The organism is Thalassomonas actiniarum, from assembly GCF_000948975.2.
GTDB classification, from domain to species: domain Bacteria; phylum Pseudomonadota; class Gammaproteobacteria; order Enterobacterales; family Alteromonadaceae; genus Thalassomonas; species Thalassomonas actiniarum.
Genome location: NZ_CP059735.1, coordinates 5,553,676 through 5,568,262, shown reverse-complemented (window position 1 = coordinate 5,568,262; position 14,587 = coordinate 5,553,676). Strand labels below are relative to the sequence as shown.

Sequence of the window (14,587 nt, the reverse complement as noted above, 5' to 3'; positions counted from 1 at the left end):
TGTGGTTGTTATCTGGCTTTAAGGTTAGATAACACATTTATTTGAAGAATTTGGCCAGGATGTTTTTGCAGCTATCGGTGGCCATCAGCCGGACAAACTCCTTACCTTCATTTTCAATGACCGCCGGTAATATTGCCTGGCTGGCTTGATGAATAAGGGCCCGGCTGGTTTTAACGGCATCTTGCGGCAGGGCGGCAATTTCAGCGGCCAGGGTCGCGGCCCGTGAAAGTACTTCATCCGGCTGGCATACCTGGTTTACCAGGCCATATTCCAGCGCCTGCTCCGCTTCGAAGGACTTTCCTAAGACCAGGAGTTCAAAGGCGCGGTTATGGCCGAGGCGTTGGGTCAGCAATAAGCTGGAGCCGGCTTCCGGACACAGGCCTAACTGGGTAAAGGGCAGTTTAAAATGACTGTTGTTGGCGGCGACCACCATGTCGCAGTGCAGCAGCAAGGTGGTGCCGATACCCACGGCAACACCGGCGACGGCGGCAATAATCGGCTTGTCGAAAGCGGCCAGGGTCCTGACAAAGTCCATTGCCACCAGGTCACCGCTTTCGGCGCTTTCAATAAAGTCCTGCAGGTCGTTACCTGCGGTGAAGCAGTTTTGATCCCCCTGGATCAGCAGGCAATGCACAGTATCGCTTTCGCTGGCATAAGCAAAGTGTTTGATCAGGGACTGGTACATGGCCGTGTTAAGGGCATTTTTTTTATCAAGACGATTCAAGGTGATAGTGAAAACGCCTTGGTGTTCATGAGTAAGAATTAAATTATCCATTTTGTCTTAGCTTAGTTACAATAGCGGGCACCACAACCATAATGCGTCTGGATAAGGAAGTATAGAGAGAGATGAAAAAATTTTACCCGGCTTTTTCATTGTTTATATGTTGTTTTTTAACTGTTTGCAGTTTCAGTGCCTTAAGTTTTACGGCAAGCGCAGCAATCGCTGTTGATGGCGGCTACGTCAGGGAAACCATTCCCGGCACCGCAATTTCCTCGGCCTACATGACCATCACCAACAGCAGCGACAAGGCCTTTACCTTAACCGGCGCCAGCAGCACACGCAGCCCGCGTATTGAAATTCATGAGCATACCATGTCCGACGGCATGATGCGTATGAGGCAAAAGGCGTCAATCACTATCAAGGGCAAGGAAAGTGTGACCTTACAACCCTCTGGGCTGCATTTAATGGTGTTCGATTTACCCGGGCCGTTAAAACATGGGGAAAACGTGCCGGTCACCTTGCATTTTGCCGGGGGGCAGGATGTCAATATTGAGCTGCCGGTGCAGGGCTTAAAGAAAAAAAACACTCACCAGAAGAAAGACAATCACCATCACCATCATTAGGAGATTAGGAGCCGTTTATGAAAGTTAGTTTTTCCACAAAAACAGTCGTGACTATGGTCGTGGCTGTGTTGTTTATTTTTTATTTTATCGGGGTGTGGTGGAGTTTTGAGCCGGATGAATTTGATATCAAGGCCCAGGTGACCCAGGATGCCACCCTTGATAATGTTGCCCCCGTGGTCGGTTATACCACAACCACGTCTTTGATCCGGGTGATCGAAACCATGCTTGATAAACCCGGCGGTTATTTATCCAACGATGCCATCCCGCCGTCGGTGTTTTTAGATAATATTCCTGCCTGGGAATTTGGCGCCCTGGAAATGGTGCGGGATATGGCCCTGGTGATGCGTCAGGAATTTAGCCGCTCCCAGTCCCAGTCGCTGGAAAATCAGCATTTAAAAAGTGCCCATCCGCAGTTAAATATCGATCATACCAGCTGGGCGATGCCAAGTGCCGAAGGGGAATATAAGAAAGCGATCAAAGAGTTATATGCCTATCGCAGTGCGCTTACCGATGTTAGCAGCCAGAATGCGCAGTTTTATGCCCGTGCCGATAATCTGCGCGACTGGCTTAAAGAAGTGGAAAAGCGTTTAGGCAGCTATTCCCAGCGGTTAAGTGCCAGTGTCGGCCGGGAGCAGATGAACACCGATCTGGCGGGTGACAGTGTCGCCCAGCAGTCCACCAGCGCGGCCTCGAGTCTGCAAATGAAAACCAGCTGGTGGAAAATCGATGATGAATTTTATGAAGCCAGGGGCGCCTGCTGGGCGTTATTGCACTTTTTGCAGGCGATAGAAATCGATTTTAATGATGTCCTGGAAAAGAAAAATGCCAAGGTCAGCGTACAGCAAATTATCCGGGAACTAAAAGCGAGCCAGCAACCGGTGTGGAGTCCAATGATCCTGAACGGCGACGGTTTTGGTTTCCTTGCCAACCACTCGTTAGTGATGGCCAATTATATTTCGCGGGCCAATGCCGCACTAATTGATTTAAATGAATTATTAAGTCAGGGATAAAAAATGAAAAAAGCAGCTATAGCGTTAACACTTACTACCTTGCTATCGGCATCGGTACAGGCGGACACTTTATTGGGGGTCTATTTCGGCGGCCAGGTATGGGATAACGAAGCCGAAGGGGTGTTCGGGGAAAGTACCACCCAAAGCGATTTTAATTTAAAGGATGAGCAGCAGGGCAGCTTTTTTGTTGCCGTGGAGCATCCGTTGCCGTTTTTACCGAATGTTAAATTGGCGCATACCAGCCTGGATACCGACGGTAATACTACGCTGACAACCGACTTTGAATTTAACGATCAAACCTTTACCGCCAACACCAGTGTTGATGCCGTCTTTGATGTCAGTTATAACGATTACACTTTTTATTATGAGTTGTTTGACAATGATCTGCTGACCTTTGATTTTGGTTTAACCGCCAGGGATCTTGACGGCGATGTCAAGGTGGCTGATACCGGCAATACCCAAAGTGCCAGCCGCTCGGTTTCTGAAATCGTGCCTATGGTTTATAGTTCGGCAATTATCGGTTTACCTTTTACCGACTGGAATCTGTTTGCCGAAGGCAACTATTTAACTTTTGATGATCATACCTTGTACGATTATCAGGTCGGGGTCAGCTACGCCCTGACAGAGAATTTTGCCCTGGATGTTAACCTGACCGCAGGTTACCGGGCAGTGAAATTTGAGTTGGATGATCTGGATGACTTTTATGCAGATCTTGAATTTAAAGGTCTGTTTGCCGGGGTTATCATGCACTTTTAATCTTTATCAGCCGGTGCTGGTTTTTCAGGCACCGGTTATTTCTCCCTGTTTTCTTCCCGTTATCAAATTAAAAAATAACCTGATTAAATCCAAATACTTTACATGAGTTGCAATCGGCTCGTCGAAAACCTGTGCTTTTTTAAACTAGAATTAAAGGTGTATATGCTCAAAAACAGCTGTACAGGAGGAGCGGGTTATGACACAAAAAAGGTCGATTTTCCTTGGGGTTACACTTCTATTTTTAGTCAGTATCATTGGTTTTTTCTTTATTAAACTTTGGCAACCGGCTAAATCTTTTGCTTATCGGCAGGTAAAAGCCGTGGCAGTGGCGCCGGATAATTTTCAACTGCCGGTTACGCGCCATATTCGATTGCTTCCGAGACCGCAAGAAACCTTTGCCTTCCCGATTGCTATCGGTGAAACCGGGCCGGTTAACAGTTTATATGCCGGAAAAATGCAATATCCCTTTTATTGCATGACCTTAGATTCCGGGCTGGGACAGCCTGAAGTGGATAACCAGCTTGGTCTGGGAGTACCTGTCTACCGCTCAATAACGGACAAAAAAGAGGTTATCGGCTACAGCAAAGATTGTTCTTTACCAACATCCGTGGCCTATTACAGGGTTGATGCCGGGGATAAGGTTGGGCGGGTCACTCAGGACTGGCTGGAGCGGCAGGCACATGGCCAAATGAGCAAAGGGAATTTATTCCGGGTGGAGCAGGGCACTATTAACCGCTTTATTTATACCCTGGTGGTGCCGGTATCCCTGGATGACATGGATTCTCGCACGGCAACATCCAAGTGGAATCAGCGTTTGATCTATCAGTTTAACGGCGGCTCCGGCATAGGCTACCGCCAGGGGCGACAAACGGCGCGCCGGGTGATCACCCGGCAGCTGCAGCAGTTACTGGATGGGTATGCGGTGATCAGCTCCAGCGGTAACCGTACCAGCTATACCTATAACATGCTGCTGGCAGAAGATACCGCCCGGCGGGTGAAAAAACAATTTGTCAGCTTGTATGGCGAGCCCCTTTATACCGTGGGCATCGGCGGCTCGGGCGGGGGGCTGGCGCAGTATCTGATAGGCCAGAACAGTCAGGACATACTCGATGGTTTGATCCCTTTATATTCTTATCCCGATATGATCACCCAAACCACTTATGCCTTAGATTGTGACTTATTAAATAACTATTTCACTTTCCGTAGCCGGGATAAGGCGACCTGGAATGACTGGCAAAAAAGGCAGTTGATCGAAGGTATGAATGCCATCAATGATTTTCCCCAAAGGGCTGCTTTTCTGCAGCCGGTTAATCAGTTGATGGCGGGCTTTGTTCCTTCTCTGCCTAAGGGCAACAGTGAATGTATTAATGGTTATTTTGGTTTATCCAGTTTTATTAATAATCCCAGGCAGGGCTTTATCCGCGATTTTTTCCACCCCCGGGTGGTAGAACAGGTCAACTGGAGTTACTGGCAGGATATGGCGAACGTATTAGGCAAGGATAATCAGGGTTTTGGTCTGACTACCTGGGATAATGTCGGCGTGCAATACGGCTTATCGGCTTTTGTTGATAACAGTATCAGCTTCGAAGAGTTTTTGGATATCAATAAACATATCGGCAGCTGGAAACCCCAGAATGAGATGAAAGCAGAATCGCTGATCACGCCATTTGGTAAAAAACTCCCCTTATGGCTTTCCTTATGGGGCAATCAGAATATTACCAAAGTGAACGGGCATGCGGCGAAAAGAAGAACCGGCTCTCTTGCGGCGATGCAGGCGGCCTACCGCTCCGGCCAGGTCTTTATCGGTAAGGTGGCGTTGCCGGTGATCGATGTGCGCCATTATTTAGAGGATGATCTGGATATGCACCATGTTTCTGCGTCATTCTACAGCCGGCTTCGGATGCAGCAAGCCAATGGCCATGCGGATAATCATGTGATCTGGATCTCCCACAAAGAGCATAACCCGTTGCAGCAGGCGTTTAAAATGATGGACAGCTGGCTGTTAAATAAAAAAGAGGATTCTTTTGCCGGTGTGCTTGAGGCCAAGCCCGAGCAGTTGCAAGATGCTTGTTTTGCTGCCGACGGCGCAATTTTACACCGGGGTCAGGATGTCTGGGATGGCCAGTGGAATCAAAAACAGAGCGGCAGTTGTCAGCAAATATATCCCATGTACAGCACCAGCCGTATCCAGGCCGGCGGCGGCTGGGCCGGAGATGTCTTCAAATGCCAGTTGATGCCGGTGAAAAAGGCAGTAAAAGCAGGTCTCTACGGCGAGCATGATATGAGCGGACACATTGAACTGCTTGAAGCGGTTTTTCCCGATGGCGTTTGTGATTACCAGCAAGGTGATCTTGGTCGTCCGGATGATATCTGACCCCGGCTTATAAGGGCTGGTCTTATTCCTGGCTGAAGAGTTTTTTACGTACCATCTGGCGGTAATCCTTCGGGGTTAGCGCCAGATGTTTTTTAAATAACCGGGTCAGATCTCCCTGGTTCGGATATCCCACCTGGTAGGATATTTCCTGGATCGATAAATTACTCGAAGATAGCAGCTCTTTGGCGGTCTCCAGTTTTAATTGCTGCCAGTAGTCCCCGGCGCTGCTGCCGGTAGCCGTTTTAAAGCGCCGGGTAAAAGAGCGCTGACTCAAGCCGAACTGGGCGGCGACCTGATTTAAGGTCAGGGGGGAAGAGACATTGGTTTTTAACCAGAACTGGATCTGGGAAATTAATTCATCGGGATGGCGATCTACCGCTCCTTCCCTGTATCTCTGCTGTTCGTAGGGTTTCCTGATCTCATGGGAGAAATTACGCTCCACCTGCTGGGCAGCCGTGCGACCGTATGTCTGGTCTATGATATGCACAATAATATCTGCCAGGGCATTTAAGCTGGCGGCACAATAAATCCGCTCCGACTGGGTGATAAAGAAGTCCGGTTTCAGCACCACAGCCGGATAGTCCCGTTTAAATTGCTCGACATAATGCCAGTGGGTGGTGGCGGGATGGTTATCGAGCAATCCCGACTGTGCCAGAAAACATACTCCGGTACCCGTGCCTATCAGGGTAGTTCCCTGTTGCCATAAATCATGTAGCCATTGAATGAGCTCCTGCTGCTGGCGTAAAACCGGCCTGGGATTTCGCCACAGGCTGGGTACAATCACGATATCCGGGGTCGGGCAGTCCTGGAGCCGGGCATCAGGTGTGAGTTTGATACCGGCACGGGAGGCAATTTCCTGGTTATCCTGGCTGACCAGCTGGATATTCAATGAAGCCGCATTCCTGTCGTGGCGTCTGGCAAAAGCTTCTCCTGCAAGTAACATTTCTATCGGTAAGGTTAAGCTGGTTGCCAGTACATGCTGATAAATCGGTAGGGCTATGGTGATTTGCTTTTGGCTCATGAGGGTCATGTCTTTTCTTTATATTGAGCCAGTTTACTTTTGTTTGGCCTTTTTTGCATCTTATATGGCCTGATATGCTAATTATTTTTAGGGTAAAGCACATAAACTAATAATATCTGAGAAAACTATTGAATTAAGTAAAAGGTTTATTAATGACGGCTTTACCTCTTATTGTTGGCATGGGCGGCATCAACGCTGCAGGACGTACATCGTTTCATCAGGGCTTTCGCCGAATCGTTATCGATAAACTCAATGCCCGGGCACGGCAGGAAACGTTTGTCGGCTTGGCGACATTAATGAATCTGGTGAGCTACCGAGAAGGCGAGCTTTTTGATCAGGCTGGTAAGGCGATTGCACCTGCCGATATTGAAAGTGTTTTTGGCGAGCAGATCCTCCGCGGTACCCTGATCCGGAAAATAGAAAGCAACCATTTTGATCCTGATGCGACCCCCTGGCACCAGAAAATGACCCTGACCCCAAGTGAGCAGGGTTTTAGTTTTGAAACCCGTAAACGTGATTTGCCTACGCCATTGCCTTCAAGCTGGCAGGTAACTGAGCTTGATGGTGGCCGGGTGAAGGTGGAAATTCCGGATAATTTAGATATTAAACATCATTCGGTGCGCGATAACCCCATTAAGGCGGCTGGACAGTTTCCTACCGGCTTTAAGCCGGAAAACCTCTATAACAGCCGTTATCAGCCCAGAGGTTTGCAGGCGACCATTTTTGGCGCCAGTGATGCGATACATTCCACCGGGATTGCCTGGGAAGATATCCTGGAAAAGATTGGCGCCGATCAGATCGGTGTGTACTCGGCTTCCGTGATGGGGCAAGTACAAAATGAAGGCCTGGGCGGCATGATGAACAACCGCTTACGCGGTGACAGGGTGTCGACGAAAAACCTGGCATTAGGTTTAAATACCATGTCTACCGATTTCATCAACGCCTATGTTACCGGTAATGTCGGTACTACCTTTACCGCTTCCGGCGCCTGTGCCACTTTCTTATATAATATGCGCGCCGCCGTGCAGGATATGCAGGCGGGCAGGATCCGCGTGGCCATTGTCGGCAGTGCCGAAGCGGCCGTGACCCCTGAAGTGGTGGAAGGTTTTGGTAATATGAGCGCCCTGGCCAATGAAGAAGGCCTGAAAAGACTTGATGGCACAGACAATGTCGATCACCGCAGAACCAGCCGTCCGTTCGGGGAAAATTGCGGCTTTACCATAGGTGAAGGCGCCCAGTTTGCGATATTGATGGATGATCAACTAGCGCTGGAAATGGGCGCCCAGGTCATGGGATCCGTAGCCGATGTTTTTGTTAATGCCGACGGTTTCAAAAAATCCATTACTGCCCCGGGTCCGGGTAATTATATTACCATGGCAAAATCGGTGGCGCTGGCAAAAAGCATTTTAGGGGGCGAAGCCCTGGAACAGCGCAGCTTTATTCTCGCCCACGGTTCCAGTACCCCGCAAAACCGGGTAACCGAATCCTTGATTTATGATCGCATTGCCGACAGTTTTAATATCAGCAACTGGCCGGTAGCAGCGCCTAAAGCCTTTGTCGGTCATACCATAGGCCCTGCCAGTGGCGATCAGCTGGCGATGGCGCTGGGAATTTTCGCCCATAATATTATGCCGGGAGTGACGACTATCGATAAGGTGGCGGATGATGTTTATGATGAAAGATTAAATATCGCCACCGAGCACTGGTCTTGCCCGGATATGGATGTGGCTTTTATTAACTCCAAGGGTTTTGGCGGTAATAATGCCACGGCGGCCATCTTCTCACCTAAGGTGACGCTGTCGATGATGGAAAAACGTTACGGTAAAGAAGCTTTTGCCGGCTATCAGGAGAAATTGCAGCAGGTAGAACAGGCGCAGGCCCGTTACCAGCAAAATGCTGACAATGGCCAGTTTGGCTTGATCTATAAGTTTGGTCAGGGTCAGATTGATGAGAATGATATCAAGATCAGCGAACAGTCGATATCCGTACCTGGGTTTAAGCATGATATTACTTTACCGACAACGAACCCGTTTGAAGATATGGTCTAGGATTAACAACTAAACTTTTGTTATTTGAAAAGAGGCTACGGCCTCTTTTTTATGTTCAGGACGAACGGTATTTTGCGGTTAAAAGGATTTAAAGGAGCAAGTATGTTCAGGATGAACGGTATGCCATGATCACATGGATGTGAAAAAATGGTGATGTTCAGGATGAACGGTATGCCATGATCACATGGATGTGAAAAAATGGTGATGTTCAGGATGAACGGTATGTCATGATCACATGGATGTGAAAGAGTGATGATATTCAGGATGAAGGGGGTTTTGCGTCTCACTTAACAACAGGCGGAATTTACAAGCGCAAACCTGTTTGTTATCTGAGCAAAAAGCACTTTTCCACTTCACTGACTTTTATATACACTTTTGGAATAAAAAATCATTTTCTATTCTTTTTAATTTCGTTTTGCTTTGTCTATCCTGTCGCTATCAAATTTAATGGGCGAAGTATCTGTTATGTTGCCAAAGCAGCGAAATTTAAGTCAAACCATGTTGGATGCGGATCAGTTGGCATCTCTTCAACAAACCATAGGTAGTTATTCTCCACTTCAGCTTGCCTGGGCCAGTGGTTATTTAGCCGCGAAAAGCGAGCAGTCTTCGGTGGCGGTATTACCGGCGGCGCAAGCGGCGGTTTCATCGACGTTAACCATTTTATACGTTTCCCAGACCGGCAATGCCAAAGGTGTGGCACAGCAGCTGGCGCAAAGCGCCGAAGCCGCAGGTATCAGCGTTAATTTAAAAAATGTTGCCGACTATAAAGCGAAGTCGTTGAAGTCGGAAACACACCTGTTAATCGTTGCCAGTACTAACGGCGAAGGTGAAGCGCCGGATGACGGCCTTGAATTCCATGAGTTCCTGTTTTCGAAAAAGGCCCCGAAACTGCCGAACCTGAAATACAGTGTGTTGGCATTAGGGGACAGCAGTTATGAGTTCTTCTGCCAGACGGGTAAAGATTTTGATGAACGCCTTAAAGCCTTAGGGGCAACCCAGGTAAGTGCCAGAGTTGATTGTGATGTCGACTACGACAGCGATGCCAAAGCCTGGAGCACACAAATTGTTGAAACCTTAAAGGAAGAGCTGACGTCATCTGATGATGCCCTGGCGCCTGTGGTGAATTTGCCGGTTTCAAACAGCAGTGTCAGCAGCTATAACAAGCAAAATCCTTATGCCGCTGAATTTCTGGTGAGCCAGAAGATCACCGGCCGGGAGTCGGCAAAAGATGTCCGTCATATCGAAATTGACCTGGGCGAGTCCGGATTACAGTATCAGCCGGGTGATGCCCTGGGTGTCTGGTTTGAAAATGACCTGGCCCTGGTAGATGAATTACTCCAGCTATTAGCTTTTGCCGGAGATGAGCCGGTAACTTTCATCAAAGACGATAGCGAGCAAACACTTGCTATCCGTGAGGCCCTGGTTTCTGTGTTTGAAATTACCCAGACGGCACCGTCATTTGTTGATTTTTGGGCAAAAACATCCGCTTCGGCCCAGTTATTGGCTTTGGCTGAAGATAAAAATGCCTTAAGAGAATTTGCCGCGAATCATCAGCTGGTGGATATCCTGAAATTAGCACCGGCAAAAGTGACGCCTCAGGAGCTGATTGACACTTTACGTAAAATGACGCCACGTCTGTATTCTATTGCTTCGAGCCAGGCAGAAGTGGATGAAGAAGTTCATTTAACCGTAGGCCTGGTGAGCTATGAGCGAGATGGCAAGACCCGCCTTGGCGGCGCATCCGGTTATCTGGCCCAACGTCTTGAAGAAGGTGCCAAGGTAAAAGTTTTTATTGAACATAATGATAACTTCCGCTTGCCGGAAAGTGATGATACTCCGGTGATCATGATCGGGCCGGGCACAGGTGTTGCACCGTTCAGGGCCTTTATGCAAGAGCGCGAAGCCCGGGATGCCGGTGGCGATAACTGGATGTTCTTTGGCGATCAAACCTTTACCCAGGACTTCCTCTATCAGGTGGAATGGCAGAATTATCTGAAATCCGGCCTGCTGACTAAGATGAATGTCGCTTTCTCCCGGGACCAGGCAGAGAAAATCTATGTTCAGGACAGGTTAAAAGAGCAGGCGAAAGATGTTTTTGCCTGGTTAGAGCGCGGTGCTCATCTGTATGTCTGTGGTGATGCCAATCGTATGGCCAAAGATGTTCACAATACGCTGCTTGAGATCATTGCCCAAGAGGGTGGTTTATCGACAGAGCAGGCAGAAGATTATTTAAAAACGTTACGGGTAAGTAAACGTTACCAGAAGGATGTGTACTAATGAGCACCACAGAAATTAATCCGGATCTAGTTGTTGACGGCAAGCTGGCGGACAACGAACGTTTAAAGGGCCAGAGCGAGCTGTTGCGCGGCACTATTACCCAGGATTTAGGCGATCAGATGACAGGTGGTTTTACCGCCGATAACTTCCAGTTGATCCGCTTCCACGGCATGTACCAGCAGGACGATCGGGATATCCGCGCCGAGCGCCAGAAGCAAAAGCTTGAACCTTTGCATAACGTGATGTTACGCGCCCGTATGCCCGGCGGTATTATTACCCCGAAGCAATGGCTGGCGATCGATAAGTTTTCCCAGGAAAAAACCAGTTACGGCAGTATCCGTATTACTACCCGTCAGACTTTCCAGTTTCACGGGGTGTTAAAGCCGAACATTAAGCTGATGCACCAAACCCTGAACGAATACGGCATAGATTCTATCGCCACGGCAGGGGACGTGAACCGTAATGTGCTTTGTACTTCTAACCCGGTGGAGTCTGAACTGCACCAGGAAGCCTATGAATGGGCCAAAAAAATCAGTGAGCACTTATTGCCTAAAACCAAGGCTTATGCGGAAATCTGGTTAGACGGCGAAAAAATGCAGGGCGGCAAGGTTGAAGAAGAGCCTATCTTAGGCAGCAACTATCTACCCCGTAAGTTTAAAACCACGGTAGTGATCCCGCCGCAAAACGATGTCGATGTCCATGCCAATGATCTCAACTTCGTCGCCATTGCCGAAAACGGCAAGCTGGTTGGTTTTAACGTTCTGGTCGGCGGCGGTCTGGCCATGACTCACGGCGATAAAAGCACTTACCCGCGTAAAGCGGAAGACTTTGGTTTTGTGTCGCTGGAAAATACCCTGGACGTAGCCGCAGCTGTGGTCACGACCCAGCGGGATTACGGTAACCGGGTCAACCGGAAAAATGCCAAAACCAAGTACACCTTAGACCGTATCGGCGTTGACGTTTTTAAGGCGGAAGTCGAAGAAAGAGCCGGCGTTAAATTCAGCGACAGCCGTGCTTATGAATTTACCGGACGCGGCGATCGTATCGGTTGGGTTGAAGGCATAGACAATAAACATCACTTAACCCTGTTTATCCAAAGCGGTCGTTTACTGGATTATCCGGATAAGCCGCTTAAATCAGGTGTCGCAGAAATTGCAAAAATCCATAAAGGGGATTTTCGCATGACCGCCAACCAGAACCTGATCATTGCCGGTGTTGCCGAGCAGGATAAGGCAAAAATTGAAGAAATAGCCCGAGCCCACGGCCTGATTGATGACAATAATAGCGTGCAGCGGGAAAACTCTATGGCCTGTGTGTCATTGCCGACTTGTCCGTTAGCCATGGCGGAAGCCGAACGTTACCTGCCGACTATGATAGGCCATGTTGAAGGGCTGCTGGCCAAACATGAATTAACGGATGAGCATATTATTTTCCGTATCGTCGGTTGCCCTAACGGCTGTGGCCGGGCGATGCTGGCAGAAATCGGTTTAGTGGGTAAAGGGCCGGGTAAATATAATGTTTACCTGGGGGGAAATAAAAACGGTACCCGTATTCCTAAGTTATTTAAAGAGAACCTCGACGAGCAGGCGATATTGGCGGAGCTGGATCAGTTGATTGGCCGTTGGGGACGTGAACGCAATGAAAACGAAGATTTTGGCGATTTTGTTATCCGTGTCGGGGTAGTGGCCGAAGTCATCGTCAGCGTAAGGGACTTTCATGACTAAAGCGGCGATTAATAACAGGTTTCCGGCATCCTTGCCGGAGCCCTGGTTAAACCAGTGGAATGAATTGCTGGAACAGCAGTCTCCTATGGAGCGGGTGGAGTGGGCGATGGAAAACTTGCCCGGCCATTTCGTGCTGTCCTCCAGTTTTGGTATCCAGTCGGCAGTGATGTTGCATATGATGACGCAAATCGACCCTGACATTCCGGTGCTGGTGACCGATACCGGACATTTGTTTCCGGAAACCTATCGTTTCATCGATGAGCTGACCGAGCGATTTCACTTAAACCTGCAGGTTTACAGCGCCAAAGAAAGTGCCTCCTGGCAGCTGGCCAAATATGGCAAGGCGTGGGAGCAGGGCAGCGATGCGCTGAAAAAATATAACCGTCTTAACAAGGTAGAACCGCTTGAGCGTGGTTTGTCCGAGTTAAATGCCGGTACCTGGTTTTCCGGGGTGCGCCGTCAGCAGACGGAACACAGGAAAAATTTGTCTGTGGTCAGTATCTTAAGGGGACGTTTTAAAGTACACCCGATCATTGACTGGAGTAATAAAGATATTCACCAGTACCTGACGAAACATGGCCTGCCTTATCATCCTTTATGGGATCAAGGCTATGTTTCCGTGGGGGATGTGCATAGCACCAGGCCGTTAACTTTAGGTATGGATGAAAGCGATACCCGCTTTGCCGGGATGCAGCGTGAATGTGGTCTGCATACAGACGGTGACGGTATTTAGCCCCTTTGCCTGTTTAAGTCAGGGGCTGAAACCGGTATTTTTAGCGCAAAGTTAATAATAGAAAGGAATGCTACAGCTGGAAATGATGCCCGAGTTTGAGCTTTAATTCATTCAGATAGTTAGTCTCGGCATTATCGCCGATCAAAGAGGCCAGTTCCGACCCCACAGGTGTGAACTTATAAAAACGGATCACGGTATTTGCCCCTTTGGCGACTAAATCCAGCGGCGAGCCATTATAAAGGAAGTGCAGTTGTTCTCCTTTGGCCAGAGAGCTGGACTCGGTTTCCTGAATAAACAGCAAGTTATTGTCCGATAAGGTCAACAGGTCGGCATAACTTAAACCGTGGTGGCTTAAATTGAGGTTTTGCTCGCGGTTCTTATCGAAAAAATTAAACAGGCCGGGTTGTATGTAGCTGCCGGAAATGATGCGGATGTTTTTCTTGCCCTGATCTTTAACCGCCAGCGAGCAGGCCTTGGCCAGCAGCTTGGCGTCATTGATACTCATATTACGAAATATTTTCAGCGCCTTTAATGAAAAGGTTCCGGGCTGGGAAATCTCTCCCGAGAGGATTTTCGCCCATAACTCCTGCATGGTTTTATTGCTGACATCTTCCGCCAGGGAAATAAAGCGGTTAAACCAGTCGTGGTCCGCCTTGTCGGTGATTTCACTTTCAGAGCAGTAGGCCAGGGCTTTTTGGATGATGCTTTCCATATTCTGTTGTTTGCGTAAACTGAGCAGGCGCTCGCGTTTGCGGGATCTGTCTTCTAGCGGCATTTGCTTGTCGGGTGACACCAGGCCGCCGTCTAAAACAAATTGTTTGGCCAGATTGAGTAGTTGCATTTGTGAACTGGCGCCGGAAACCGATGTCTGATGACCGCTCTCTTTGGAAGGAACTTTAGCCGGGGTAGCTTCAAGTGTAGTGCTACTTGTCGGTACCACTGCCGGAGTGCTCGTTGCGGGTTTCGTTATCTTCATCTTGCTACCTTAAACTCAAACCTGTGTTCATGCGGTCAATGTGATTAACAGCGGTAAATAAAGGAAATATTCATCGCAAATTCCGGACAAAATCGGGGGATTTTTGCCTGCTCCAGTGTAATCATATTTAACGGCAATTCCTATATAAGTGTCTTGTTTACCTTTCATTTTTTAATATACTTAGAACAAAGCATTGAAAGATTGTATTTTATTACATTGATTTGTTGAATATTTAGAATCTGACTTTTATTATGTAGTAGAATGTTATATAAAAATAGTTTCAAGTTACAGTGATAATAATCCAACGAGAAGCAGACTTAACTA

General features: G+C 48.3%; 11 protein-coding genes. 8 read left to right on the top strand and 3 right to left on the bottom strand.

The window, feature by feature from the left end; all coding sequences use genetic code 11:
• Window positions 1-37: 37 nt before the first annotated feature.
• Window positions 38-775, bottom strand: coding sequence for an enoyl-CoA hydratase-related protein (locus tag SG35_RS24195; protein WP_044831352.1), 738 nt, complete (start codon window positions 773-775; stop codon window positions 38-40).
• A 71-nt stretch (window positions 776-846) separates the two neighbouring features.
• On the opposite strand from SG35_RS24195, the gene SG35_RS24190 reads away from it, so the two are divergent.
• The 4 genes from SG35_RS24190 to SG35_RS24175 all read left to right on the top strand — a co-directional run bounded on the left by SG35_RS24190 (window position 847) and on the right by SG35_RS24175 (window position 5,484).
• Complete coding sequence (locus tag SG35_RS24190) at window positions 847-1,344, top strand: copper chaperone PCu(A)C (protein WP_053042836.1); 498 nt, start codon at window positions 847-849, stop codon at window positions 1,342-1,344.
• A 17-nt stretch (window positions 1,345-1,361) separates the two neighbouring features.
• Window positions 1,362-2,354: a DUF2333 family protein gene (locus SG35_RS24185; RefSeq protein ID WP_044831351.1), complete on the top strand. Its 993-nt coding sequence runs from the start codon at window positions 1,362-1,364 to the stop codon at window positions 2,352-2,354.
• Between the two features lie 3 nt (window positions 2,355-2,357).
• Window positions 2,358-3,110 (top strand): TIGR04219 family outer membrane beta-barrel protein, encoded by a 753-nt coding sequence (locus SG35_RS24180; protein ID WP_044831350.1) that lies wholly within the window; start codon window positions 2,358-2,360, stop codon window positions 3,108-3,110.
• Between the two features lie 196 nt (window positions 3,111-3,306).
• Window positions 3,307-5,484, top strand: a complete 2,178-nt coding sequence (locus SG35_RS24175; protein WP_044831349.1) for a DUF6351 family protein — start codon at window positions 3,307-3,309, stop codon at window positions 5,482-5,484.
• Window positions 5,485-5,506: 22 nt separating this feature from the next.
• Here the strand turns inward: SG35_RS24175 and SG35_RS24170 are convergent, their stop codons facing one another.
• Entirely contained in the window at window positions 5,507-6,514 is a 1,008-nt protein-coding gene (locus tag SG35_RS24170; RefSeq protein WP_420794547.1) for a GlxA family transcriptional regulator, read from the bottom strand.
• A 143-nt stretch (window positions 6,515-6,657) separates the two neighbouring features.
• Here SG35_RS24170 and SG35_RS24165 point away from each other — a divergent pair, with 143 nt between their 5' ends.
• The 4 genes from SG35_RS24165 (at window position 6,658) to SG35_RS24150 (ending at window position 13,287) form a co-directional block, all read left to right on the top strand.
• Window positions 6,658-8,553 carry a beta-ketoacyl synthase gene (locus tag SG35_RS24165; RefSeq protein ID WP_044831348.1) on the top strand — a complete coding sequence of 632 codons (1,896 nt, stop codon included), beginning with the start codon at window positions 6,658-6,660 and terminating at the stop codon, window positions 8,551-8,553.
• Between the two features lie 465 nt (window positions 8,554-9,018).
• Window positions 9,019-10,830 (top strand): assimilatory sulfite reductase (NADPH) flavoprotein subunit, encoded by a 1,812-nt coding sequence (locus tag SG35_RS24160; RefSeq protein WP_053042835.1) that lies wholly within the window; start codon window positions 9,019-9,021, stop codon window positions 10,828-10,830.
• Window positions 10,830-12,554 carry an assimilatory sulfite reductase (NADPH) hemoprotein subunit gene (cysI, locus tag SG35_RS24155; protein WP_044831346.1) on the top strand — a complete coding sequence of 575 codons (1,725 nt, stop codon included), beginning with the start codon at window positions 10,830-10,832 and terminating at the stop codon, window positions 12,552-12,554. The genes SG35_RS24160 and cysI overlap by 1 nt, the downstream gene beginning before the upstream one ends.
• A complete protein-coding gene (locus SG35_RS24150; RefSeq protein ID WP_044831345.1) occupies window positions 12,547-13,287 on the top strand; it encodes a phosphoadenylyl-sulfate reductase in 741 nt (246 codons plus the stop codon). Before cysI ends, SG35_RS24150 begins: the two co-directional genes overlap by 8 nt.
• Window positions 13,288-13,357: 70 nt before the next feature.
• On the opposite strand, the gene SG35_RS24145 is transcribed toward SG35_RS24150, so the two are convergent.
• Entirely contained in the window at window positions 13,358-14,263 is a 906-nt protein-coding gene (locus tag SG35_RS24145) for a TIGR03899 family protein (RefSeq protein ID WP_084692540.1), read from the bottom strand.
• Window positions 14,264-14,587: the final 324 nt, after the last annotated feature.